The following is a 25,504-nucleotide window of genomic DNA, read 5'->3' as shown; positions in this document are numbered from 1 at the left end:
TCCGGCGTGTCGGCGAAAGGGCGCGCAGGCAGCGCAATCGCACCTTGCCGACATCGAATTCTCCGGCATAATCGCGTGGGTACCAGCCGGGGTGCGCGGCTGCCGACAGTGATCGGGAAGAGGGGTCGGATGGGGGCGAACCAGCTTGGCGGCCAAGCGCTTACCCGCCGCGCGCTCACCGATACCGCGGTCGAGACCGTAGCCGCGATACTCGCCGTCGACGCGTCCACGATCAGCACCAGCACCGCCTTCGCCGACCTCGGCCTCGGCTCGGCGCAACTGGCCCGGTTGACCGCGCATCTGGAGGACGCCGTCGGCGTCGAGGTGCCGATCACCGCCCTGTACGACCACCCCGATATCGAACAACTGGTCGACTCCCTCATGCGATGAGCCCACCCCATCCCGCATCGACGCCGGTCTCGATCATCGGCATCGGCTGCCGCCTGCCCGGAGCCGACGGACCGCACCAGTTCTGGCAACTGCTGCTCGACGGCCGGGACGCGACCGGAATGCCGCCGCAGGGCCGCGCCGGTCACCAGCGAGGCGGCTACCTCGAGCAGATCGACCGCTTCGACAACGAGTTCTTCGGTATCTCCGGCCGCGAGGCAGCGGTGATGGATCCACAGCAGCGGATCGCGTTGGAGGTTGCGGTCGAAGCGCTCGATGACGCCGGAATCGGTTACCGCGCAAGAGGTTCGGCAGGCACGGTGATCTTCGGCGCCTGCGGGTTCGAGCACGGCGGTGCGGTACTCGGGCACGGCGGCTACGACCCGCCGTACGCCGTGACCGGCTCGGCCTCGAGCATCATCGCCAACCGGCTGTCCTACGCCCTCGATCTGCGCGGACCGAGCCTGGTGATCGACACGGCCTGCTCGTCGTCGCTGGTCGCGGTGGATCTGGCGGTGCGATTGCTGGCCGACGACACTGTGCCGTTCGCGGTGGTCGGCGGCGTCAATCTGACCTTGCTTCCGCACACCGGCGACTATCTGGCCGAGGCCGGTTTCCTGTCGCCCACCGGGCGGTGCACGCCGTTCGACGCGGCCGCCGACGGTTATGTGCGCGGCGAGGGGTGCGCCGTCGTCGTGCTGCAACGCAGCGTCGACGCCCGGCGCGAGGGTAATCGCGCGTACGCGGAGATCGTCGGTTCGGCGGTCGGCTCGGACGGGCGGTCCAATGGGTTGTACGCACCGAACGGGCGCGCCCAACGCGAGGTCATCCGGACTGCGTGGGACCGCGCTGGACTGACACCCGGCATGCTGGGCTATCTCGAATGCCACGGCACCGGAACGGCGTTGGGTGATGCGGTGGAGATCGGCGCGCTGTCGGAGGTGCGTGGGGATGCCGAGCGCACCATGTGGATCGGCTCACTCAAATCCAGCGTCGGCCATCTGGAGGCGGCGGCGGGAGTGGCCGGATTGATCAAGGCGGCGCTGGCGGTGCACCACGGAACTATCCCGCCCACAGCCAATTTCACCTCCCCCAATCCGTTGCTGCGCCTGACCGAGCGCGGACTGCGGGTGCCGGATGTGCCGATCGACTGGAGCGGTGTGCCCGCGGTCGAGCGGTACGCCGGAGTCAGCTCGTTCGGCTTCGGCGGTACGAATGCGCACGTCGCGCTACATGGGGCTCCGAGGGCGCAGCAGCGACAGGCGCTCCCCCCGTCGCTCATTCCGCTGACCGGCCGCGATACGGGTGAGCTGCGGGAGGCGGCGGTGCGGCTGGCTCGGCTGCTGGATCCCGCATCGGCCGCTCGCGATGCGGCCTCGGGCATCAATGCCCGGCGCGATGCGGACGCCATGAATGAGCTGATGGATGACGCCGACTCCGCTGTCAGGCCGGTCATCGGCGCAGGTGCAGCCGGGCTGATGCCTGACGCGGATCCAGCCGGGAATGCGGCTGCCGCCGGCCGGACAAGGTCGGCAGCGGACGCTGGTCCGAGTAGTACCGGGACGCCTGAAGCAGCTGACGCGGTGGACGCACCAGAGCCAAGGGATCCGCGAGGGGACTGGGGACGCGTCGCGCGCCGTGCTGAGGGCGTGAGTGAGTACGGCCACGACGACGCGGTGCGTGATGGGACATCGTCAACGGGCGGCGACCATGGGGGCAGCACTCCCCTACCGGTCCTGGCCGCCGGCACCGCCCGGCTCATCGGCCAGGCGGTACGGGCGGCGGTGATCACCGATAACAGCACGGCCGCCGTTGCCGCCTTGCGTGGATTGGCCACGGGCGCAGCGGATCCACGCGTGATCGGCCCGGCCGCACAGCGTCGACCGGGTGGATTGCTGTTCCTGTTCTCCGGTCAAGGCGGGCAGCATGCACGCATGGGGCGGGGGCTCGCCGCGCGCTATCCGGTGTTCGCCCGCGCGCTCACCGCGGCCGCCGACGCCGTATCGGACGCGGGTGGCCCGCGGGTCTGGACGCCGCGACGCGGCTTCGGCGGTAACGAGAGCGGCCGCGACGCCACCGATTACGTGCAGCCCGCGTTGTTCGTCTACCAGTTCGCATTGTCGGAACTGCTGGCCGCATTCGGGGTGCGGCCGGATGGCGTGGCCGGGCACAGCCTCGGCGAAGTCTCGGCGGCCGCGATGAGCGGAGCGTTGACGTTGGAGGACGCGGCGCGCGTGGTCGTCGCGCGCAGCCGGGCATTGGCGCGGCTGGACGGTCACGGTGCGATGGCGGTGCTGGAGGCCGAACCGGACCAGGTGGCGCTCATGGTCGAGCCGCTGCGGGCGTCGGCCGGGATCGCGGCGGTCAACGGCCCGCGTTCGGTGGTGGTGTCGGGGACGAAGCGGTCGGTGGAGGCGGTGGTGCGGCGGGCACGGCGGCGTGGGCTGTTCGCGCGCCGGGTCGCGGTGGATTTCGCAGCACACAGCCCACAGGTGGATGCGGTGCTGCCGGAGTTCGCGGCCGCCATCAAGGACATCGTCGCTCGCGTGCCGCAGATGCCGGTGTACTCCACCACCCGTGCCGGGCGGGTGATCACCGCCGCCGCAACCGACGTCGATTACTGGCTCGACAATGCCCGTGGCACAGTCGAACTCGCGCAGGCGTTGCGCAGCGCCGCGGATTCCGGGATCTCGACGGTACTCGAGATCGGCCCGCATCCGCAGCTGCTGCCCGCGGTGCGCGATCACGACGAGCTCGGTATGGCCGCGCACGCGGCTACCGATCGTGATGACGAGGCGGCAGCCCTGCTGACCTGCCTCGCCCAGCTGTATGTCGAAGGCCGGGCCCTGGATTGGTCGGCGCTCGGCGGCTTTTCGGGTGCGCCGCGCAGGCGGTGGCGGCGGCGCCGGTTTCCGCTCCTCGCCGGTGCGGCAGCGGCCGGCGTCGAGGATTTCGACGAACACATCGTCGGCGGAGTGGCCCTTGTGCCTGCCGCGTATTGGTTGCGGCGGTTCACCCGGTTGGCCCGTGAGTGCGGCCGGGCCGCGCTCGCCGAGGTCGTGGTGCATGAACCGCTGGCGGCCGATGCGACGGCCGAGGTGATGTTGCGGCGGGATTCGGAAAGTGTGCGGGCGGAGGCCCCGGGTGCCGGAACGCTGGCTAAAGCACGGCTCACCGATGGCCCCACACCCGGTGACATCATCGCATGGATGCGGGTGGTCGATGCCAATCGGGCTTGTCGCAGCGGTTTGCGTGTCATCGCACCCACCGCGTTCTACGCGGCCTTGCGCGAGCGCGGACTCGCCTACGGGCCGGCGTTCCGCCCGCTGCGCACCATCGCGGGCAGCGCCGACCGCGCGATCGGCACCCTCGCGGCCGCCGACGCCGGCACCACCGCGACCATCGACGGCTGCCTGCATCTGCTGGCCGCCCTCGACCACGCCGCCCTCCCCGCCGACGCCGTCCCGCTCCCCATCGCCATCGCCGCGGCCTGGCTGTCCCCCGAACCCGACCGCCGCCTCTGCGAAGTCCACGCCCTGCTGCGCACCCGCACCGCCACCGGCCTCATCGGCGATATCATCGCCACCGACCAGCACGGCGCACCCGCCCTCGCCCTCACCGGCGTCCAGATCCGCTTCACCCGTCCGGGAGGCAGGCGGCCGAACCCGGTGGCGGCGCCGCCGAGTGAGCTCGAGGTCCGTCAAGGAGGCATCCCAGAAGGTCCGGATCCGCGCGCAAGCACGGGCAACGCCGGTTTCGGCAGCACACCGCACACCGACGACATTCAGCTCGATCCGTGGCAGGCGACTGCGCCCGACGAGACCGGCCTCGAGACACCGGGCGAACCGGCCATGTTCGTCCCACCCGGTCGTGCCACCCGTTCACCATGGGTCCGCGATCTCCGAGACGGCGTGTCCTATCGCGGGTCGACGCCGTCCATCTCCCGCACTCCGACCGTGTGGTGGCGTGAGGTCTGGGAGCCGTTCGCGATCGACGCACCACCGTCGCATTCGGTCACCGGATCGGACGACCCTGGATGGCCTCCCGCCGGCGATGAACCCGCCCACACGACAAGCCCGAACGAACGGGCAAGCGCTGCCACCGACCCGGAGAGCCGCGCCCCATCAGCACCCGGACAGATCGGCAGTGGATCGCGGTCCGATGCAGGCGGTGGATCCGCACGAGGACGAGATACGCACCGGCACATAGGCATCGATCCGCACGGCGGCCGGGAGTCCGCATCCGGAGGCACCCCTGGCCGGCCGGTGCGGCAGATGTCCACCGGAGCGGAGGTGCGGCGGGTGCTGGTGGTCGGCGAATCCGAGGCTGCTGTCCGGTTGACGCGGATGCTGGATCAGCGGTTGCCCAGTGAGCGGGTGGCGCGGGACGTGGATGCGGCGGGTCCGGTCGTGGACGCGGTGCTCGCGGGAAGGACAGCGGCGGCACGGACCGCTGTCGTCGTGGTGTGGCCTGCCGCCGACGACGACCTGGTCGAGGCGGGGTACGGAGCCGTGGTCGATCAGGTGGGGCGGGTGCTCGACCTGGTCCAGCGGATCCTGCGGAGTCCGGCGGCTGCCGCGCTGACCGTGGTGCTGCCCGAACCACATGCCGTCGCCGAGCCGAGCGTGATCGGTGCGATCGCCGGGCTGCTGCGGTCGGTGCAGTTGGAATCCGGACCGATGGTGCGGCTGGTGTGGGCCGATGGCCGGGCCGGCCCGGAGGTGCTGGCGCGGTTGCTCACCGATGTGCACCTCCCGGCGGAGCTGCGGCTGACCGGCGACGGTCCGGCCATCCGCCGGTTCGTTCCGGTCGATCCGGAACCTGCGCCCGTCACGATCGACCCGCACGGCACGTATGTGGTCTGCGGCGGACTCGGCGCGCTGGGTTCGATCGCGGTGCGCTGGCTGCTCGACGCCGGTGCCCGTGATGTGGTGGTGCCGACGCGCGCCCCGCGGCCGGTGCCGCCGCTACTGGATGGTCGCGAGGACCGGATCGTGGTGGTGCGCTGCGATACCGCCGACCGCACCGACCTCGACCACGCCCTGCGCGATATCCGCGAATGCGGTTCCACCATCCGCGGCGTGGTGCATGCCGCGGGGGCACTGGAGGACGCGCTGATCGAGGACGTCACGGTCGCGCAGCTGGACCGGATGTTCGCACCGAAACTGGCCGCCGCCACCCATCTGATCGAGCTCACCGCCGCCGATCCCACCGATTTCGTGCTGCTGTTCTCCTCCGCCGCCGGTGCGTTCGGCGCTCCCGGCCAGTCGGCGTATGCCTGCGCGAATGCCGCCATGGATGCGCTCATCCACCGTTATCCGCATCGGCGCATCCTCAGTATCGGATGGGGACTCTGGGATACCGGGCTGGCCGAATCCGCCGGTGGGGCCTCCCATTTGCGGCGCGCAGGAATTGTGCCCTTCGACGCCGATCGTGGCGCCGAGCTGTTGCACCAGGCCATCGGCCATCAGGCATCCCACCTGGTCGCCTTGGACTACCGGACGACGGCGGACCCGTCACCGGTGGCACAACGCTTGGCCGAGCTGCTGGCCGCGCCGCGGGCCGAGGTTTTCGGAGGCGAGCTGCCGTTCCCAGCGCACCGAGCCGGGATCTCCCCGGGGGCCGTGGGCGACCAGCGGAGCCCGCGGTTCGAACACCCGGCGCGGTCGGCAGGTGTTTACACCAGCGCCGCAGCGCATTTCACCGATGCCGCATCCAGCCGTGCTCGTCGCACCGAGCTGATAACGCTGATCCACCGAATTCTCGCGAACACCCTGCGGGTCACCCCCGACACCATCGATACCGCCGCCGATTTCAACGATCTCGGCTTGACGTCACTGCTTGCCGTCGATATGCGACGCGCACTCGAGCAGGAATTGCCTATCCGCATCGCGACCGCCGAATTGTTCCGCTATCCCACTGTCGAATCGCTGGCCGCCGCTCTCGCCGAACGCATCGAGCCCCCGGCTGCCGATCACCTGTCATGACGGCGTCGTCCGACCTCCTGCACCAGCGCGTGGGTATGCACGCCCGCGACCGGCCGAATGCGGACGCATTCGTCGCATTGACCTATCGGGGAACGGAATGCGCTGCCACAGTATTGCGGTATGCGGCACTACACCGGGCCGCCCTCGAATACGCGAACAAGCTGCTCGGAATCAGCGCGCCGGGGGACCGCGTGGCCATCATGTGCCCGCATGGGGCTGCCTACGCGGTGGGATTCCTGGCGTGCTTGAACTCCGGACGCGTTGCGGTGCCGTTGTTCCCGGTGGTCCGGCCGGTCGACGCCGAGCGAGCGGCCGTGATCCTCGCCCATGCCCGACCCACGGTTGCGCTGACCGCACCGGGCGACTCGCGAACAGCGGCGGCGATCGGTGAGATACGCGCCGTCACCGTCGATCCGCTCGTCGGCGGGCCGACCAAGTCGCCGCCACCGCGAATCGACCCTGCCGGCACGGCCTACCTGCAATACACCTCCGGCTCGACGCGCACGCCCGCGGGCGTCACGGTCTCGCACGCGAATCTCGCTGCGGCACTGGATCAATTGCAGTCCGCCTTACCGGCGACGACAGCTGCGCCGATTGTTTCCTGGCTGCCGTTGTTTCACGATATGGGTTTGGTATTCGGTCTGTCGCTGCCGCTGTATTCGGGTGTGTCCGCCGTGACCATGGCGCCGGAAGAATTCGCCAAACGTCCGGCGCGCTGGCTGCGCGCCTGCTCGGACTACCGTGCCGCAGCGACCGCGACGCCGAATTTCGGTTTGGCTCTGGCTGTTTCACAAACGACGGCGGCTGAACGCGTTGAATTGGACCTGTCTGCCCTTCGCGTCGTTCTCAACGGCGCCGAACCCATACGCGCGGCGACCCTCACCGAATTCACCGGCATCTACGCCGCACACGGATTCCGGCATCACGCCCACACGCCGGGTTTCGGACTCGCCGAGGCCACCCTTCCGGTCACCATCGCCGGCCAGGACGACGAACCGGTGACGCAGGTGTTCGATCGCGCGGCGCTCGGTGTGGGACGGGTCGTCGTCACCGATGACGAACGGACCGGTACCCGGCTGGTCGGCTGTGGCGTGCCGGTGGGGCAGCGGGTCGCCATCGTCGACCCGGACCACGGCACGGAGGTCGAGCCCGGCCGAGTCGGCGAGATCTGGGTGGCCGGCCCGAACGTCTGCGCGGGCTACTTCGAGAATCCGGCGGTGACGGCATCGACCTTCGATCAACCCCTGCCTCCGGCGACCGGCGGCTGGCTGCGCACCGGTGATCTCGGCTTCCGGCACAACGGGCAGCTCTACATCACCGGACGGCGCAAGGATGTGATCGTGATCGACGGCCGCAATCACTATCCGGCCGATATCGAGGCGACCGTGGCGGATTGCGCACGGGAACTGCGGCCAGGGCGGATCGCGGCGTTCGGTCATGACGACGGCAGCAGCGAACAGCTGGTGCTGGTCGCCGAAACCAGGACCGCCGGTGGCGGCGAAGCGCGGCTCGAGCATCGGATTCGCGTCGCGGTCGCGGCGGTCCACGGCATCACCCCGCGCGAGATCGTGCTGACGGGGCGTGGCCGGCTGCCACTGACCAGCAGCGGAAAGATCCGCCGCTCGGCCTGCCGGGATTTGAATGCGGCGGGCGAGCTCTGACGTCAGGGGAGCGATCAGTCGGTACGGCCGAGGAGCCGGTCGGTTTCACGGCGCTCGCGTTTGGTGGGCCTGCCCGAACCGCGATCACGGCGCGGCATGGTGGCCAGGATTTCCCGCGACGGCGGCGGCGGGCTGCGGTCGATCAGGCATTGCGCGGCGATCGGAGCGCTCACTCGTTTGGTGATGATGCGCTCGACGATCACGATGCGTTCGATACCGCTGATCCGGATGCGGACCTCGTCGCCAGGGCGGACCGGCTGGGCGGGTTTCGCCGCGGCGCCATTGACGCGGACATGTCCACCTCGGCAGGCTTCAGCAGCAGCTGAGCGGGTTTTGAACAGACGCACCGCCCACGTCCAGGAATCCACTCGGGCCTGGGTCGCGGTGTTCTGGTTGCCGGGTTCGGCGCGGGCCACTCGTTAAACGATACGGCGTGCGGTCACCACATCGTCGGGAGACAGTGCGGTGTAGGAGACCGGGGTGCCGGACTGGACCGCGTTGAGCAGCTGACCGCCGCCGGCGTAGATGCCGACGTGACCGCCACCGTTGGTGATGACGATGTCGCCGGGACGCAGATCGTTGAAGGCCACCGGCGCGCCGACATGCGACTGTTCGAAGCTGGTGCGGGGCAGCTGGATCCCGGCCTGCCGGTAGGCCCACTGGACCAGACCGGAGCAGTCGAAGCTGAACGGGCCCGCCGCGCCCCAGGAGTACTGGGCGCCGACCTTGGTCTTGGCGGCGTTGAGGGCGATATCGCCGGGGGAGTTGTCGAACATGCCGGGCATCACCGGCGCGAAGCCGGGAACACCGGGTGCCGGGGCGGCGGCCTGCGGCCCGCCCTGCGCGTGCGGGGCCATCGCGGCCTGCAACTGCTTGTTGAGCTGGTCCACCGGCTGCTCGAACTCGGGCGGAACGTCCACCTCGAACTTGCCGACGCCGGGAACGTCGATCGTGGCCGCCGATGCCGAGATGGCCGGCATGGCCCCTGTGGATGCTGCCACCGCGCCCATGACGAGCGCACCCTTGACGGAATTCGGCAAACGAGAATCCCGCTGCAAGCTGTGTTTACCCACCGAGCTGCGTCTCCGATCTTCGTGCTCTACCGCCGACCGAGCGAGGTTGACGACAACCTGCCGATGCCCGGTTCGAACAGCCGAGATCCACGAATCCCGACCGACGATGAAGCGGTGACCAGGTGGCGCCGCTTCTCTGACGAAGCGACAGACTCCACTAAGTCACGAGAAGATTACGGTGCGGACGCGATGTTGTCCAGCGCACAGAGCAGGGACTTTTCGGCACCTGCACACGCGAATGCAAACACACCGAATAAGCGGACCATTCGCCCGCAGGCCCTCCGGTAACGGATCGATATCGGCGGAAACGTCCCGTTATCGGACCGATGCCGATAGCCGAATCACATATCAGCTGACCACAGTGCCATGAACCCCGGAAACCGGCTCGCCATGAAACATCACAGCATCCGTTCAGCTATCGACCGGAGGCCGATCCACCGGCGAGATTGCTCACCGAGCGCTCGAGTTCTTCGATCCGGCGCCGCGCGGCCGCCAGCTCGACCTCCAATTTCCCGACAGCCATCACCAGCGGCCCGACCGCCAGGTCCGCGACCAACTGCGGGTCGTCGTAACCGCGCTCGATGGCGATGAGGATGTTGTCGCGGATCCGGCTCGCGACCACCGAACCGGCGGGAACCTCCCAGGACTCGACAACCTCGGCGGTGCCGGAGGGGATCTCGTCTTCGCCGGGCAACTCGTGCTCGCCGGACATAGTCGACTCCAATCTTCGCGGGAAGCCCAGCTTAGTTTCGGCCGGCACCCGCCCAGGTCGCGCCGCTCCGTGATCATGAATCGATAGGCGTATCTAGGACACGCCGTAGAGATGCCCAGAGATCTCTGACGATCCGCGCTACGGTGTTGGGGTATGGACCCCGTGCGCAATCCGTATGCTCCCGGCGCCGGTCAGCGCCCGCCCGAATTGGCCGGGCGCGACAAACAACTCGACGCTTTCGACATCGTGCTCGAACGTATCGCGCGCGGCAGGCCCGAACGCAGCGTCATGCTCACCGGGCTGCGTGGGGTCGGAAAGACCGTGCTGCTCAACCAACTTCGTTCCGCCGCGGTGTCGCGCGGCTGGGGCACCGGCAAGATCGAGGCGCGTCCCGATCAGGAATTGCGCAGACCATTGTCGTCGGCGCTGCATATGGCCGTCCGCGCGATCGCGATGGCGCACCGCAATCCCGAACGGGTCGACGATTTCCTCGGCATCCTCAAGGCCTTCGCACTGCGCGCGACCGCGGACAAGGGCATGCGGGAGCGCTGGCAGCCCGGCATCGACGTGCCTGCCGTGACCGGGCGCGCCGACTCCGGCGATATCGAGATCGACCTGGTGGAGCTGCTGGTCGAGGCGGCGGCGCTGGCCTCCGATATCGGGGTCGGGATCGCGATCTTCATCGACGAAATGCAGGATCTCGGTCCCGCAGACATTTCCGCCATCTGCGGGGCCTGCCATGAACTGAGCCAGGACGCGGCGCCGCTGATCGTGGTCGGCGCCGGTCTGCCGCATCTGCCCGCGGTGCTCTCGGCCTCGAAGAGCTATTCCGAGCGGCTGTTCAGCTACCACCGCATCGACCGGCTGGACCGCGAGTCCGCCGACCAGGCGCTCATCGCTCCGGCCGAACGCGAGGAAGTGAAGTTCACCGACGAGGCACTCCAGGCACTCTACGAAAAAGCCGATGGCTACCCATATTTCGTGCAGGCCTACGGTAAGGCGACCTGGGATCAAGCACCGGGCAGCCCGATCACCGCCGAGGACGTCGCGGTCGCCGCGCCGACGGCAGAGGAAGAGCTGGCGGTCGGCTTCTTCGGTTCCCGCTATGAGCGCGCAACTCCCGCCGAGCGGGAGTACATGCGGGCCATGGCGGATCTGTCCGGCGACGACGGCCCGGTAGCGACGGCGGCGGTGGCCGCGGAACTGGGCCGCAAACCGGCGTCGCTGTCGCCCGCGCGCGACGGGCTGATCAAGAAGGGGCTGATCTACTCGGCCGAGCGCGGGACGATCGGATTCACCGTCCCGCATTTCGGCCGCTATCTGCGCAGCGTCTGATTGCCGTCCATCTACTCGTCTACCAAGATCATTAGAAACCTGTAGAAATAGCTGAGCTCGAGACCTACCGGCGGGTAACCAACTTTCCTACACTCGGATGTGATCCCGATCACTCCGAGGAGCAGATATGGCCACCACCGCGAAAGTCGACGCCACCGAGGAACAGGCCCGGGCCCTCGTCGAAGAATCCCGCGAAACCGGCTGGGCCAAGCCATCCTTCGCCAAGGAGATGTTCCTCGGGCGATTCCGGCTCGATCTGATCCACCCGTATCCGCGCCCCACCGCCGAGGACGCCGACCGCACCGACGAGTTCCTGGCCCGGCTTCGCCCGGTCTGCGCCTCCATGGACGGTGCGCTGATCGAAGAGCAATCCCGCATCCCGGACGACTACGTCCGCGCGCTGGCCGACCTCGGCTGCTTCGGCCTGAAGATCCCGCACGACTACGGCGGGCAAGGCCTGTCCCAGTACGGCTACAACCGGGCGCTCATGCTGGCCGGCTCGGCGCACCCGAGCCTCGGTGTGCTGCTGTCGGCGCACCAGTCGATCGGTGTGCCCGAACCGCTCAAACTGGCGGGCACCGACGAGCAGAAGCGCGAATTCCTGCCCCGCTGCGCCGCGGGTGCGGTCAGCGCGTTCCTGCTGACCGAGCCCGATGTCGGCTCCGATCCGGCACGCATGGCGAGCACCGCTACCCCGACCGCGGACGGCGAGGCCTATGAGCTCAACGGGGTGAAGCTGTGGACCACCAATGGCGTTGTGGCCGAACTGCTGGTGGTGATGGCGCGGGTGCCCAAGAGCGAAGGCCACCGCGGCGGGATCTCGGCGTTCGTGGTGGAGGCGGACTCGCCGGGATTGACCGTGGAGCGGCGCAATGCGTTCATGGGCCTGCACGGCATCGAGAACGGCGTCACCAGGATGCACAACGTCCGGGTCCCCGCGCGCAACCTGATCGGCCGCGAGGGCGATGGCCTCAAGATCGCGCTCACCACGCTCAATGCGGGCAGGCTGGCGATTCCGGCGCTGTGCACGGCGGCGTCGAAATGGTCGCTGAAGATCGCCCGCGAATGGAGCAGCCAGCGGGTGCAGTGGGGCAGGCCGGTCGGCGAGCACGCCGCGGTCGGGTCGAAGCTGTCGTTCATCGCGGCCACCACCTTCGCGCTGGAAGCGGTGCTCGATCTGTCGGCCACCATGGCCGATGAGGGCCGCAACGACATCCGGATCGAAGCGGCCCTGGCCAAACTGTGGTCCAGCGAGATGAGCTGCCGGATCGCCGACGAACTGGTCCAGATCCGGGGCGGGCGCGGCTACGAGACCGCCGCCTCGCTGGCCGCGCGCGGCGAACGCGCCGTACCCGCCGAACAGCTGGTGCGCGACCTGCGCATCAACCGCATTTTCGAAGGCTCCAGCGAGATCATGCGGCTGCTGATCGCCCGCGAGATGGCCGACGCGCATATGGCCGCCGCCGGTGCGCTGGTCGACCGGAACGCCGAGTTCAAGCACAAGGCCAAGGCGGCCGTGGGGGCGGGCGGTTTCTACGCGAAGTGGTTCCCGCAGCTGGCGGTCGGTGCCGGCACCGTGCCCGCGAGCTATCCCGAGTTCGGCCCGCTGGCCAGGCATCTGCGATTCGTGGAACGCAATGCCCGCAAACAGGCCAGGTCGCTGATGTACGCGATGGCGCGCTGGCAGGCGGGACTGGAGTACCGGCAGAACTTCCTCGGCCGCGTCGTCGACATCGGTGCGGAGCTGTTCGCCATGTCCGCCGCCTGTGTGCGGGCCCAGGATCTGCGCAGCGCCGGCGCGGTGGAGGCGGGCTCGGCGACCGAGCTGGCCGACACCTTCTGCCAGCAGGCCCGGCTCCGGGTGCGGGCGCTGTTCGAGGCGCTGTGGGACAACACCGACGACGAGGATCGCGCGCTGACCCGCGGCGTCCTCGACGGCAACCACGAATGGCTCGAGGACGGGGTGCTCGACCAGAGCGAGGGCACCGGGCCGTGGATCGCCGACTGGCAGTTCGGGCCGTCGACGGAGACCAATCTGCTGCGCCCATTCCTGCCGTCGACGCGCCGGGTGGGGACCTGACGGCACGGTGCCGGAGCCGCCCTCGATGGAAGTATTCGCCAATCTCTAACTGACGCTAGAAACGGCAATACTTTCACCGCGAGGGGATCCCTGGCATTCGTCAGCATGATCTACGTCCATCTAGCAGATCTGCTCGACAACCGAAGAGAACCCTCTACACCGACGTGAGCAGTCTCTGCACATGTCTAGCGGAATGGGTAGACGACCTCAGAGTTTCCTGTCGAGCTCGCCCGCGACCTGGAGATCGACCGCCGGACTCGGTTGGGCAACGTGTGCATAACGCGAGCTACCTGCGGCTAACGGGGTGGATCCCGGCAGCGACATCCGGGCAAGAACACTCCGACCACAGTGCCGGGTGCGGATCCCACGGTGGGGCTGCCCGCACTCCGCACGGTGGGCCGACAGGAGATTGTCATGTCCACGATGACCCGTGCCCGCCGGGCAGCCGATCACGACGGCCATCGCCTCACCGTGGCCGCCGACGACGGTGTCCCGCTCGCCGTGCGCGTCTTCGGCTCCGACGACGCACCGCTCACCGTGGTCTTCGTGCACGGACATTGCCTGCACACCGAGTCCTGGTCGTTCCTGCGCTCCCATCTCCTACGACACTGGGGCGGCGGAACCCGCATGGTGTTCTACGACCACCGCGGCCACGGCGAATCCGGTGCGGGCGATCCCGCCACCTACACCATCGAACAGCTCGGCCGCGACCTCGACACGGTGCTGCGCACGGTGAGCCCGCGAGGCCCGGTGGTGCTGGTCGGTCATTCGATGGGCGCGATGGTGGTGCTGGCCTACGCGCGACTGTTCCCGCAGACGATCGGCGCCCGCGTCGTCGGAGTGGGCCTGATCGCCGGCGCCGCCGGCGGGCTCACCGAGGTCGGGCTCGGCAGATTGCTGAATCGGCGCGCGGTGAACTCGCTGCATTTCGCAGTGCGGCGGGCGCCGCGGATGATGCAGGCCTCCAAGCGGCTCTCGCGGCGAATCCTCGAACCTATCCTGCGCGAAGCGAATTTCGGTACCAGGAAGGTGAATCCGCGTTTGGTCGCCCTCGCCACCGCCATGGTGAACGAGACCTCGCTGCTCACCATGGCCGGTTTCCTGTCGTCGCTGATGGCCTTCGACGAGACCGCCGCACTGCATCGGCTCGGCGCCATTCCGGCGCTGGTGCTGGCGGGTACCGCCGACATCATGGTGCCGTTCACCCATTCGGTGGTACTGGCCTCGCAGCTGTCGGGTTCGGAACTGGTCCGACTCGAAGGAGCAGGTCATGGCGTGATCTTGGAACGCGCCGAGGAGGTCGCGGCCTCGATCGCGGGCCTGGCCGAGCGGGCCTTCGCGGCAGCCGGCGGACACGGCGGCAAGTACGCGACGGCCGGCTGAACAAATAGCTACTTGCCGGTATCCGACGAGCCGAATCCGATAACTTCAGTTACTGTGTTGTAGATCACGATGTGTGGTCGGTCACACGACACGCCGTCACGCGGCCAGCGAGGTCCGCGCGGTAGCCGATCCGGATGACCGGGTATGAACTCAGGAGGAAACCATGACACGCAGCGAATTCGCGGATCTCCGCTACGCCGTCGGCCAACTCCGGCAGTCCATAGAGGCACTGCGCGCGAACTACGGCGACGCCACTACGGTGCGCCGCCTCGAAAACGATCTGGAGCGACTCACCATCGACAGCGAAGACCTGGAGCAGTCGCCACCACCGAGGGTGGCCAAGCGCGCACAGGAACCCATCTATGTGCCCGACAGCAAGTCGGACGAGGCCGCGTGGATGGGTGCACAGGACGAGGGCCTGGGCTTCCACTCCCGCCCCCGCACGAAATAGCCCCGCCGTCGTCCGCCCGCCCCGCGCGGGCGGACGACGTGTGTCTACCTCCCGATCCCTGTTACCGGGACGAGTTGCCGCCGGTTCACCACACCGGGTGCCGGTGCACCGCCCGCGATCGACTGTGATACAAATCACCGCACTACGGCGGGGTCCGCGTTGGCGAGACCCTGCTCATGCGATAGCACCTGCGGCGTATGGTGCTCAGCATCACATTCGATCGCGGAGGTAATGATGACCACCCGCACCGCGGACCAGCGAGGGATCGACCGGTGAGTGCCGCACCGACCGTGACCCCCGACACCGGAACCGGCGTCTTCAGCAGGACGAGGGCCCGCATCACGCAGCAGACGCTGCGCACCGACCGATGGTGGGTGCCACCACTGTTCACGGTGCTGGGCCTGGCCGCGTTCGTGATCTACGCGACGGTCCGCTCGTATGTGCGCACGGCCTACTGGGTCGCCGACTACCACTACCTGACGCCGTTCTACTCACCGTGCCTTAGCACCTCCTGCGTCGAGGGCTCGAGTCACTTCGGCACGCCGTTCGGCGAGATCCCGGCGATTCTGCCGCTCGGGTTCGTGGCCCTGCCGTTCCTGCTCGGCTTCCGGCTCACTTGCTACTACTACCGCAAGGCCTACTACCGGTCGGTGTGGCTGTCGCCGCCGGCCTGCGCCGTCGCCGAACCGCACAAGACCTACACCGGCGAGACCCGGTTGCCGCTGATCATCCAGAACGTGCACCGCTACTTCTTCTATGTCGCGGTGATCATCTCGGTGATCAACACCTACGACGCCATCGGCGCCTATCACGGCGCGAGCGGCGGCTTCGGGATGGGCCTGGGCAGCCTGATCCTCACCGGCAATGTGATCTTGCTGTGGGCCTACACCCTGTCGTGCCATTCGTGCAGGCATATCGCGGGCGGCAGGCTCAAACACTTCTCCGCCCACCCGGTGCGGTACTGGTTCTGGACCCAGGTCTCCAAGCTCAACACCCGCCACATGGCCCTGGCCTGGACCACCCTCGGCACGCTGGTGATCACCGACTTCTACGTGATGTTGGTTGCCAGCGGGACGATTTCGGATCTTCGATTCATCGACTGAGGAGTTTTCGCGGCTATGCCAGAAGTGGAACGGCACGCATACGACGTCGTCGTCATCGGTGCCGGTGGCGCCGGACTGCGCGCGGTGATCGAGGCTCGGGAGCGCGGTCTGTCGGTGGCGGTGGTGTGCAAATCGCTGTTCGGCAAGGCGCATACCGTGATGGCCGAGGGCGGCTGCGCGGCGTCGATGGGCAACGCCAACGAGAAGGACAACTGGGAAACGCATTTCCGCGACACCATGCGCGGCGGCAAATTCCTCAACAACTGGCGCATGGCCGAATTGCACGCCCGCGAGGCGCCGGACCGGGTGTGGGAGCTGGAAACCTATGGCGCGCTGTTCGATCGGACACCCGACGGGCGCATCAGCCAGCGCAATTTCGGCGGCCACACCTTTCCGCGACTGGCCCATGTGGGTGACCGGACCGGCCTCGAGATCATCCGGACGATGCAGCAGAAGATCGTGTCGCTGCAACAGGAGGATTACGCCGAGACCGGCGATTACGAGTCGCGGATCAAGGTTTTCGCCGAATGCACGGTGACCGAGCTGCTCAAAGACGGCGACCGGATCAGCGGCGCGTTCGGTTACTGGCGCGAATCGGGCCGGTTCATCCTCTTCGAGACCCCGGCCGTGGTGCTGGCCACCGGCGGCATCGGCAAGTCCTACAAGGTCACCTCGAACTCCTGGGAGTACACCGGCGACGGCCACGCGCTCGCGCTGCGCGCCGGTGCCGCCCTGATCAACATGGAGTTCCTACAGTTCCACCCCACCGGCATGGTCTGGCCGCCGAGCGTGAAGGGCATCCTGGTCACCGAGGGCGTGCGCGGTGACGGCGGGGTGCTCAAAAACACCGACGGCAAGCGGTTCATGTTCGACTACATCCCCGCCGTGTTCAAGGGCCAGTACGCCGAGACCGAGGCCGAGGCCGACCAGTGGCTGCGCGATAACGATTCCGCGCGCCGCACGCCCGACCTGCTGCCGCGCGACGAGGTGGCGCGCGCCATCAACGAAGAGGTCAAGGCCGGTCGCGGCACCGAGCACGGCGGCGTCTACCTCGATATCGCCTCCCGCATGCCCGCCGAGGAGATCGTGCGCAGGTTGCCGTCGATGCATCACCAGTTCAAGGAGCTGGCCGATGTCGATATCACCAAGGAGCCGATGGAGGTCGGCCCCACCTGCCACTACGTGATGGGCGGCATCGAGGTCGATCCCGATACCGGCGCGGCGCGGGTGCCTGGCCTGTTCGCGGCGGGTGAGTGTTCCGGCGGCATGCACGGCTCGAACCGGCTCGGCGGTAATTCGCTGTCGGACCTGCTGGTCTTCGGTCGCCGGGCCGGCCTCGGCGCAGCCGCGTATGTGGAGGGCCTGTCCTCCCGGCCCGCGGTCGCCGACGCCGATATCGCCGCGGCCGCGAAAACCGCGCTGGCCCCGTTCGATCCGCCGGCCGCCGGCACCGGCGAGAACCCGTACACCCTGCACACCGATTTGCAGCAGACGATGAACGATCTGGTCGGCATCATCCGCAAGGAACACGAGGTGCGCGAGGCCATCGACAAGCTGGCCGAGCTACGCGAGCGGTTCGCGGCGGTGACGGTGGAGGGCCATCGGCAGTTCAATCCGGGCTGGCATCTGGCGCTCGATCTGCGCAACATGCTGCTGGTCAGCGAATGCGTCGCGCAGGCGGCGCTGCTGCGCACCGAGAGCCGCGGCGGGCACACCCGCGACGACCACCCGGCCATGGATCCGCAATGGCGCAACAAGCTGCTGGTCTGCACGCTCGACCCGGCGCGACCGGACGACATGGTGCCCGGGGTGTCGGTGACAGTCGAGGATCAGCTGCCGATGCGGCCGGAACTACTCGCGCTGTTCGATCTGGCCGAACTCGAGAAGTACTACACCCCAGCCGAACTCGCCGGTCATCCGGCGGCCGGAGTTTCCACCGACGGAGAGGCCTGACTATGGGTTACGACGCCAGGTTCCGCATCTGGCGCGGCGATATCGACGGCGGCGAGCTGCACGACTTCACCGTGCCCGTGAACGAGGGCGAGGTGGTGCTCGACATCATCCACCGCTTACAGGCCACCCAGGCCCCGGATCTGGCGGTGCGCTGGAATTGCAAAGCGGGCAAATGCGGTTCCTGCTCGGCGGAGGTGAACGGCAGGCCGCGACTGCTGTGCATGACCCGGATGTCGACCTTCACCCAGGACGAGCTCGTCACGGTGACGCCGATGCGGACCTTCCCGGTCATCAAGGATCTGGTGACCGATGTGTCGTTCAACTACGAAAAGGCCAGGGAAGTACCGTCGTTCACCCCGCCGCCGGATCTGAAGCCGGGGGAGTACCGGATGAAACAGGTCGATGTGGAGCGGTCGCAGGAGTTCCGCAAATGCATCGAATGTTTTCTGTGCCAGAACACCTGTCACGTCGTCCGCGATCACGAGGAGAACAAGCAGGCGTTCTCCGGTCCGCGGTTCTTGATGCGGATCGCCGAATTGGAGATGCATCCGCTCGATGTGGCCGACCGCCGGGATATGGCTCAGGAGGAGCACGGTCTCGGCCTGTGCAATATCACCAAATGCTGCACCGAGGTGTGCCCGGAACACATCAAGATCACCGACAACGCGCTCATTCCGATGAAGGAACGGGTGGTCGACCGGAAGTACGATCCGCTGGTGTGGCTGGGCAACAAGCTGTTCCGCCGCTGATCAGCGGCTCACAACAGGGCTACCACGCCCGCTGCCACCAGCCATACCAGCGCGCCGACGAACAATGCCGACGCCAACGAGCCGGTGAGTACATAGATACCCACCGCCGACACCGCGAAAAGCAGCGCGACGATAAGCCATTCGACCCAGTCGTGCGGCCGCAATCTGCGGTACAAGGGGTGGGTGTTTTTCAGCCCACGATCCACAAGTTGTTGTCTACCCGTTATCTACGGGAGTCAAACACCAGGTGGATCGTGGGCTGGTAGAACGACGTATTTCAGGAAGTGCCGGGCCGGTCGAATTCACCGTCCTGCACGCCCGCGGTGAACGCGGCCCATTCACCGGGGGTGAAGACGAGCACCGGGCCATCCGGGTTCTTGCCGTCGCGCATGCCGACGTGGCCGTCTGCGAGCATCGCCACCTCGACGCTGTCGCCGCCCTCCCCTTCGCCCGCGCGCAACCAGGTCGCGCCGGACAAGTCGATGTCGGCGCCCTTGTCGATACTCATGCCAGGAACTCCTTCGCCAGCTGCCGCAGCAGGTGCCTACTCGATGGACCGTCCAGCGCACAGTGCCGGAGGTTCTCGTGCGCCCGATGGTACCGGCGCACATCGTCCGGGCGTTCCAGATACAGATCCCCGGTCAGCCCCTCGGCGTGCACCACCGGCGGTTCCAGCGGCCGGCCCGATCGGTCGGCGCCGAATTCGAGGATGGTGAACGCGCCGGTGCCGACACCGAGCGGGACGCCCGCGGCGAACGGCAGCACCCGCACGGTGACGTTGTCCCTGGTGCCCGCGTCCGCCAGGTGCCGCAGCTGGCCCGCCATCGCCTTCGCGCCGCCGACCATCCGGCGCAGCACCGCTTCGTGCACGATCACATCCAGAGCCGCCGGTGCGACCCTGCGGGTGATCAGCGCCTGACGTTGCAGCCGCAGCTGCACCCGCTTGTCGAGTGCGGCGTCGTTGTCACCGGGGTGGGCCAGCCGGTACAGCGCCCGTGCGTAGTCGGCGGTCTGCAACAGGGGAGGGACGAGCTCGGGATGGTAGGCCGTGACGGATTCGGCCGCGGCCTCCAAACCCACGTATACGTCGAAGGTTTCGGGAATCACATCGCCGAAGGCGTGCCACCAGCTCGGCGTGTCGGCCTGCTGCGCCAGCCCGGCCAGGCCCTCGGCGAGCTGATCGGGAACACCGTAGATCCGGCACAGTTCCCGGATATCGATGGTGCGGATCCGATCGGCCTGGCCCTTCTCCAGCCGTTGCAGGGTGCTCGCGCCCCATTCCATCAGCCTGGCCGCCTGGGCGATGGTCAGCCCCGACTGGGTGCGCATATCGCGCAGATACCGGCCGAGCTGCCGCCGCGGCAGACTCGTGGATTTACTTCCCGAACTCACCGAACCAGCTGGCACCGCATGCTCCGTTCTGCTCTGGGATGAGCCCCGCGCCGTCGAGCCGGGGGAGCCATGCGTGCGGTCCCCCGTCACACTTCGCCTGGGCATTGGGATCTTTCGTCCACTATGGGCAATCCTGCACTCCAGAACGGATCTTGTGCTGGGAATTCGCGCGAAAAGTCGGTAGATCCGGAAACTGCGCCTGCGGGGGCCGCCGTGATGGTGTGCTGGAAGTGTGCCGGGCCGGAAAACTGCCTCGCACAAGGGGAATCACGCAGGACTCCGAAGTCTAGTACGAGGTATCGCACGCAGAACGGGGAGAGTCATGACAGTACACCTCACCGAGTCGTCGCCGGCCGCCGGCGACCGAGCCGCTCCCGGCGCCCACCGCGCCGCGTGGACGGAGGTCGCGCAATGCAGCTGACCAACCTCAATATGCATGTCGCGTCGCTGCTGGCGTGCCGCAACGATCCCGGTGTCATGACGACCGAACAAGCCCATGCGGCAATGCAGTTGCACCTGGACTGCACCGTCGACGAATGCCGGGTACGACGGCGCGCGCGGGCGACCCTGGTGGAATCGGGCCGGTGTGTCCTCGACGATCGAGCGCTGCGGTAGTGAGGGGGCAGCGCTCGATCACCGATCGGTGATCAATGCCAGGAATGGTCGGTGATCGGAGTCCGTGGGCCGAACTTCGGTTTACGGGCTTGACCGCTGACCGACAGCAGCCGCACCGAGCGATAACGGTGCGGCCGTAGCGGTTCCAGATATTCCACCATCGCGGCATCGTCGAGCGGGTGCCCGAGCAGGGTCCAGCCGACGATCGCCGCGAGGTGGAAATCTCCCACCGACAGGGCGTCGGCATCGCCGAAGGCCCGCTGCGAGATCTCGGCGACCGTCCACTCGCCGATCCCGGGCACGCTGCGCAGCAGCTTCGCCGCCGCAGCGGGCTCCATCGCGGTGCCACGCTCGAGCGAATCGGCCACCCGGGCCGCGCGGACGATGGTCTGCGCACGCTGCGGGCCCACGTTCGCGCGATGGAAGGTCCAGGACGGGATGCGGCGCCAGCCGTCGGCGTCCGGGGCCACTCGCATCCCGTCGGGCGCCGGGCCCGGCGGGATGCTGCCGAACTGCCGCACCAGCCGTCGCCACGAGGCATGCGCGGAGACGGTGTGCACCTTCTGCTCCAGCACGGCGGGTACCAGGGCCTCGAACACCAGCCCGGTCCGCAGCATGCGCAGGCCCGGATGACGGCGGTGGGCTTCGGCGATCTTGGGGTGTTCGGGGGCGAAACCGGACAGGTCTTCGTCCAGGCACAGCATCCAGGGCAGCCGGTCCAGGAACTCGTCGGCACCGGGCCCCCAGGCACGGGCCTGCACGGCGCACGGTCCGGCCTGGACCAGCCGGTAGGTGACGGGCCCGGTGGGCATCCGGGCGGTGAGCCAGTGCGCGCCGTCGCGAGTCACCTGATAGCAGGGATCGCCGGGGCCGCGGCGCAGCGGGGAGATCGTGTGCGCGAGGTCGATCGGTCGCTGCGAGGTGACGGTGCGAGCGAAGCCGGTGCGGCTCGCTTCCGATTCGACCCTGGCATCACGCACGGGTTCATTGTGCGCTCCGGCGGCGGTGAGGCAGCGGTAAGGGTCGGCGTTCATCGCCCGCGGCGGATACCTCGGCCCCTATCACGATCCGATGACGGCAAAGCCGCAGGTAAGGCCTGGTTTGTAACAGTTTCGGAATATAGGACGATAATGGCGTCGAATCGGCAAACAGCTGGCAGTCGCCACTACGGAGGTTTTCGACAATGATCACCAACGCGCTCAACTGGTTGCTCAACGCCTGGGGTGGAGTGTCCGCGGGCAGCTCCGGCTACCAGATCCCGCCGGGCACCCTGCCCTTCGGCAGCTGAGCCGTACCCGGCGCCGCCGCGTACGCGAGTCCCACGAAACTCGCGTGCGCGTCAGCGCCGTTCGCCCAGAATGAGCTGGGCGAGATGCCTGCTCGGACGTCCCGCCAGCTGCGTGGCCTGAGTCCGGCAGGAGAAGCCGTCGGCGATCAAGATCGCATCCTCGTCCGCGTTCCGCAGCGCGGGTAGCAGACCGTTTTCCGCGACCGCGACCGAAATGTCGTAATGGTCCTTCTGCATTCCGAAGTTGCCGGCCAGACCGCAACAGCCGGTGATTTCGGTCACCGCGACACCCATTCTGGCTAATATCCGGCGATCGGCGTCGAAGCCGAGAACCGCGTGCTGGTGACAATGCGGTTGCACCACCACCGACTGACCCGCAAGGTCCGGCGCGACCCAGCCCGGTTCCGCATCGAGGAACTCCGCGAGAGTGCGCACCGCCGCCGCGGTGCGTGCCGCGCGCGGGTCTTCGGGCAGTAGTTCCGGCAGGTCGCAGCGGAGTGCGGCGGTGCATGACGGTTCGAGGCCGACGACGATGCCGCCGGCGCGCACATGCTCCTCCAGCGCGTCCAGCGTCGCCCGCAGCCGCTTGCGCGCACCGTCCAGCTGACCGGTGCTGATCCAGGTGAGCCCGCAGCACACCCGTTTGTCCGGGATGCGAACGCGGTAGCCGAGCGATTCCAACAGCCGCATTGCGGCCAGGGCGATGTCGGGATCGAAGGCGTCGGTGAAGGTATCGATCCACAGCATCACTTCGGTGGCGTCGGTCGAATCTCCCCGTGACCGTTGACTGTCCCGCCAGATCCGGCGGAAGCCGCGAGCGGCCAGCTGCGGAACCTCCCGGCGTGGATCCACTCCGCCGGCTCGAAGCCCCAGGCGGCGCAGCGGTTCGACGCGCGCAGCGGCATTGACCAGCCGTGGCGCCCGTCCCGCCGGCGCCAGCCAGCGCGGCAACCAGCCGAGCGTGTAGTGATCGACCGGCCGGAGAAGACGACGACGATAGCGGCGATAGAGCGCCTCGGACTTATAGGTGGCCATATCCACCCCGGCCGGGCAATCCGACCGGCACGCCTTGCAGGACAGGCACAGTTCCATCGACTGCGCCACCGCGGGCGACGACCACGGCAGCGCGCCACGCACCACCTCCTGCAACACCCGGGCGCGCCCACGCGTGCTGTCCTTCTCATCGGCGGTCGCCAGATACGACGGGCACATGAAACCGCCGCTCGCGCTGGTGTCGGCCCGGCATTTGCCGACGCCGACGCAGCGGTGCACGGCCGTGCTCAGATCGCCGTCATCGTGTGGATACGCGAAGCCCTCGCCCGGCACCTTCGGCAGTCCGGTCAGGCGCAAGTCGTGATCGATCGGCGCCGGATCGACCAGCACGCCGGGATTCAGCATGCCCGCCGGATCGAACAGGGCCTTGAACCCGGCGAAGGTGCGCAGCACTTCGGGGGAGTACATGACCGGCAGCAGTTCCGAGCGGGCGCGGCCGTCACCGTGTTCGCCCGACAGCGAGCCGCCGTAGCGCACCACCAGCTCGGCCGCATCGCGCAGGAAGGCCCGGAAACGTTGTGGCGCATCGGCGATCGGCAGATCGAGGCGCACGTGGATGCAGCCGTCGCCGATATGGCCGTAGAGCAGTCCGTCGACCCGGTGCTCGGCGGTGAGGGCTCCGAAATCACGCAGATAGGCGCCGAGATGTTGCGGTGGCACGGCAGCGTCCTCCCAGCCGGGCCAGGCCGGGCGGCCGTCGGGCGTGCGGCCCGCGAGGCCTGCTCCGTCGGCGCGGATGCGCCAGAGTGCCGCAGCGGCAGCGGGATCGGTGACGATCGTGCTGTCCAGCGCGCCCGCCGAACGGCACAGCGTGGACGCCGCCGCGACGGCCTCCTGCGCTGTCCGACCGGCGAGTTCGACGAACAGCCAGCCGTTTCCGCGCGGCAGGTCGGGCACGGTGCCCCGATGCGTGCGGACGATATCGACGAGGCGGGCGTCGATACCTTCCACCGCGATCGGCGCACACGCGGTGACCGCGGCGATATCGTCGGCGGCGGTGGCCATATCGGGGTAACCGAGAACCGCGAGCACGGTCGCGGCCGGCAGCGGCACCAGATCGACCGTCGCGTCCAGCAGCACACCGCAGGTGCCCTCGGTGCCGACGAACGCTTTGGCGATCGACGAACCCCGTTCGGGCAGTAGATGTTCCAGGCCGTACCCGGAAGCCTGCCGTTCGAAGCGGCCGAGATCGGTGCGCAATACGGCTAACGCCTCGCGGGTGAATTCGGGTAGGCCGGGAACGGCTGCCAGGTCGTCGGCCAGTCGCCGTTCAGTGCAGGTGCCGTCGAGAACGCGCAGCTCACGCACGGTATCGGAAGTGCGGCCCCAGGCCAGGGCATGCGGGCCGCATGCATTGTTGCCGATCATGCCGCCGAGGGTGCAGCGGTTCTGCGTCGACGGATCGGGGCCGAACCGCAGCCCGTGCTCGGCGGCCCGGCGCTGTAGCTTCGACAGCACAAGGCCGGGCTGCACCCGTGCGATACGCGTCTGCGGATCCAGGTCGAGCACGGCATGCATGTGCCGGCTGAAGTCGAGCACGATGCCGGACCCGATCGCATTGCCCGCCACCGATGTTCCCGCCCCACGCGCGGTCACCGGCAGCCCCTCGGCCCGCGCGAATTCGAGAACCGCCGCTACATCGCCGTCCTCGCGCGGGAACACCACCGCCTCGGGCAGCACCCGATAGTTCGACGCATCCGAGGAGTATTCGGCGCGCCGCCGCTCCGAGACATCGACCTCACCGCCGATCCGGAGGCGCAGCGCCCGCGCCAGCCGGACCCGCCCGCCGTCCTCATCGGTCACGCCGTCCAGCGTAGGCGGCTACCTCGCCTCCGCTCGGTCCGGCGCACCAGCAGCTACAACGCCTCCGCACGATCCGGCGCTCCAGCAGCTACAACGCCTCCGCTCGGTCCGGCGCACCAGCGGCTACCTCGCCTCCGCTCGATCCAGCCATCAGGCGGCCACAACGCCTCCGCACGATCCAGCCCACCAGGCGGCTAGCGCACCTGCGCTCGATCCAGCGCTCCCAACGGCTACAACGCCTTCGATCGGTCCGGCGCTCCCATCGGTACTCGGCCCGGCGGTCGGAACGACAGGCTCGCCGCGCGGCGACCCGGACTCCAGCAGCCACGATGCCCTTGATCCGACGCCTGAGCGGCTACGTCGCCTCGCCGGGGTGGAGTGCTTCCGGTAGCACTTCGCCGACAAGGTCCCGGCGCTCCGGCCGCATATCCGGCGCACCGATCGACGACGAATTCACCCCCGAAACAACTTGCTCTCAA

General features: G+C 68.2%; 19 protein-coding genes. 11 read left to right on the top strand and 8 right to left on the bottom strand.

What is annotated here, in order from left to right:
* The first annotated feature begins 129 nt into the window (after positions 1 to 129).
* Genes FEK34_RS12735 through FEK34_RS12725 form a run of 3 tightly spaced genes read left to right on the top strand, consistent with a single transcriptional unit; the run spans position 130 to position 8,035 of the window.
* The gene (locus FEK34_RS12735; protein WP_138448016.1) at positions 130 to 390 is read left to right on the top strand and encodes an acyl carrier protein; all 261 of its coding nucleotides are present in this window, start codon (positions 130 to 132) and stop codon (positions 388 to 390) included.
* Positions 387 to 6,374 carry a type I polyketide synthase gene (locus FEK34_RS12730; RefSeq protein WP_138448015.1) on the top strand — a complete coding sequence of 1,996 codons (5,988 nt, stop codon included), beginning with the start codon at positions 387 to 389 and terminating at the stop codon, positions 6,372 to 6,374. Before FEK34_RS12735 ends, FEK34_RS12730 begins: the two co-directional genes overlap by 4 nt.
* Positions 6,371 to 8,035: a fatty acyl-AMP ligase gene (locus tag FEK34_RS12725; protein WP_249359041.1), complete on the top strand. Its 1,665-nt coding sequence runs from the start codon at positions 6,371 to 6,373 to the stop codon at positions 8,033 to 8,035. The genes FEK34_RS12730 and FEK34_RS12725 overlap by 4 nt, the downstream gene beginning before the upstream one ends.
* 14 nt (positions 8,036 to 8,049) lie before the next feature.
* Here FEK34_RS12725 and FEK34_RS12720 read toward each other — a convergent pair whose 3' ends face one another.
* From FEK34_RS12720 to FEK34_RS12710, 3 genes are all read right to left on the bottom strand, one after another.
* Complete coding sequence (locus FEK34_RS12720) at positions 8,050 to 8,451, bottom strand: RNA-binding S4 domain-containing protein (protein WP_138448014.1); 402 nt, start codon at positions 8,449 to 8,451, stop codon at positions 8,050 to 8,052.
* Between the two features lie 3 nt (positions 8,452 to 8,454).
* Positions 8,455 to 9,045 carry a C40 family peptidase gene (locus FEK34_RS12715; RefSeq protein ID WP_138448156.1) on the bottom strand — a complete coding sequence of 197 codons (591 nt, stop codon included), beginning with the start codon at positions 9,043 to 9,045 and terminating at the stop codon, positions 8,455 to 8,457.
* Positions 9,046 to 9,523: 478 nt separating this feature from the next.
* The gene (locus FEK34_RS12710) at positions 9,524 to 9,820 is read right to left on the bottom strand and encodes a hypothetical protein (RefSeq protein ID WP_138448013.1); all 297 of its coding nucleotides are present in this window, start codon (positions 9,818 to 9,820) and stop codon (positions 9,524 to 9,526) included.
* A gap of 153 nt (positions 9,821 to 9,973) precedes the next feature.
* Between FEK34_RS12710 and FEK34_RS12705 the strand changes: the two genes are divergently transcribed.
* From FEK34_RS12705 to FEK34_RS12675, 7 genes are all read left to right on the top strand, one after another.
* Complete coding sequence (locus FEK34_RS12705) at positions 9,974 to 11,155, top strand: ATP-binding protein (RefSeq protein WP_138448012.1); 1,182 nt, start codon at positions 9,974 to 9,976, stop codon at positions 11,153 to 11,155.
* Positions 11,156 to 11,282: 127 nt separating this feature from the next.
* Positions 11,283 to 13,235 carry an acyl-CoA dehydrogenase family protein gene (locus FEK34_RS12700; protein ID WP_138448011.1) on the top strand — a complete coding sequence of 651 codons (1,953 nt, stop codon included), beginning with the start codon at positions 11,283 to 11,285 and terminating at the stop codon, positions 13,233 to 13,235.
* Between the two features lie 423 nt (positions 13,236 to 13,658).
* The gene (locus FEK34_RS12695) at positions 13,659 to 14,618 is read left to right on the top strand and encodes an alpha/beta fold hydrolase (protein WP_432760952.1); all 960 of its coding nucleotides are present in this window, start codon (positions 13,659 to 13,661) and stop codon (positions 14,616 to 14,618) included.
* 163 nt (positions 14,619 to 14,781) lie between these two features.
* On the top strand, positions 14,782 to 15,069 hold the full coding sequence (locus FEK34_RS12690; RefSeq protein WP_138448009.1) for a hypothetical protein: 288 nt from the start codon (positions 14,782 to 14,784) through the stop codon (positions 15,067 to 15,069).
* A gap of 272 nt (positions 15,070 to 15,341) precedes the next feature.
* Positions 15,342 to 16,172, top strand: coding sequence for a hypothetical protein (locus FEK34_RS12685; protein WP_138448008.1), 831 nt, complete (start codon positions 15,342 to 15,344; stop codon positions 16,170 to 16,172).
* Between the two features lie 15 nt (positions 16,173 to 16,187).
* Entirely contained in the window at positions 16,188 to 18,125 is a 1,938-nt protein-coding gene (locus tag FEK34_RS12680) for a fumarate reductase/succinate dehydrogenase flavoprotein subunit (protein ID WP_138448007.1), read from the top strand.
* Between the two features lie 2 nt (positions 18,126 to 18,127).
* The gene (locus tag FEK34_RS12675; RefSeq protein ID WP_138448006.1) at positions 18,128 to 18,874 is read left to right on the top strand and encodes a succinate dehydrogenase/fumarate reductase iron-sulfur subunit; all 747 of its coding nucleotides are present in this window, start codon (positions 18,128 to 18,130) and stop codon (positions 18,872 to 18,874) included.
* An 8-nt stretch (positions 18,875 to 18,882) separates the two neighbouring features.
* Here the strand turns inward: FEK34_RS12675 and FEK34_RS12670 are convergent, their stop codons facing one another.
* From FEK34_RS12670 to FEK34_RS12660, 3 genes are all read right to left on the bottom strand, one after another.
* Entirely contained in the window at positions 18,883 to 19,080 is a 198-nt protein-coding gene (locus tag FEK34_RS12670) for a hypothetical protein (RefSeq protein WP_048833791.1), read from the bottom strand.
* Between the two features lie 71 nt (positions 19,081 to 19,151).
* Positions 19,152 to 19,382: a DUF397 domain-containing protein gene (locus FEK34_RS12665; protein WP_138448005.1), complete on the bottom strand. Its 231-nt coding sequence runs from the start codon at positions 19,380 to 19,382 to the stop codon at positions 19,152 to 19,154.
* On the bottom strand, positions 19,379 to 20,281 hold the full coding sequence (locus tag FEK34_RS12660) for a helix-turn-helix domain-containing protein (protein WP_283206595.1): 903 nt from the start codon (positions 20,279 to 20,281) through the stop codon (positions 19,379 to 19,381). The genes FEK34_RS12665 and FEK34_RS12660 overlap by 4 nt, the downstream gene beginning before the upstream one ends.
* Before the next feature lie 396 nt (positions 20,282 to 20,677).
* On the opposite strand from FEK34_RS12660, the gene FEK34_RS12655 reads away from it, so the two are divergent.
* On the top strand, positions 20,678 to 20,881 hold the full coding sequence (locus tag FEK34_RS12655; RefSeq protein ID WP_036541697.1) for a hypothetical protein: 204 nt from the start codon (positions 20,678 to 20,680) through the stop codon (positions 20,879 to 20,881).
* A 32-nt stretch (positions 20,882 to 20,913) separates the two neighbouring features.
* On the opposite strand, the gene FEK34_RS12650 is transcribed toward FEK34_RS12655, so the two are convergent.
* Positions 20,914 to 21,861, bottom strand: a complete 948-nt coding sequence (locus FEK34_RS12650) for a DNA-3-methyladenine glycosylase family protein (protein WP_138448004.1) — start codon at positions 21,859 to 21,861, stop codon at positions 20,914 to 20,916.
* Positions 21,862 to 22,220: 359 nt separating this feature from the next.
* Positions 22,221 to 25,025 carry an FAD-binding and (Fe-S)-binding domain-containing protein gene (locus FEK34_RS12645; protein WP_138448003.1) on the bottom strand — a complete coding sequence of 935 codons (2,805 nt, stop codon included), beginning with the start codon at positions 25,023 to 25,025 and terminating at the stop codon, positions 22,221 to 22,223.
* Positions 25,026 to 25,504: the final 479 nt, after the last annotated feature.

Source organism: Nocardia cyriacigeorgica (assembly GCF_005863245.1).
In the GTDB taxonomy this organism is placed as follows: Bacteria; Actinomycetota; Actinomycetes; order Mycobacteriales; family Mycobacteriaceae; genus Nocardia; species Nocardia cyriacigeorgica_C.
The sequence above is the reverse complement of the archived record's forward strand: the minus strand, read 5'-3'. Positions and strand labels throughout refer to the sequence as shown.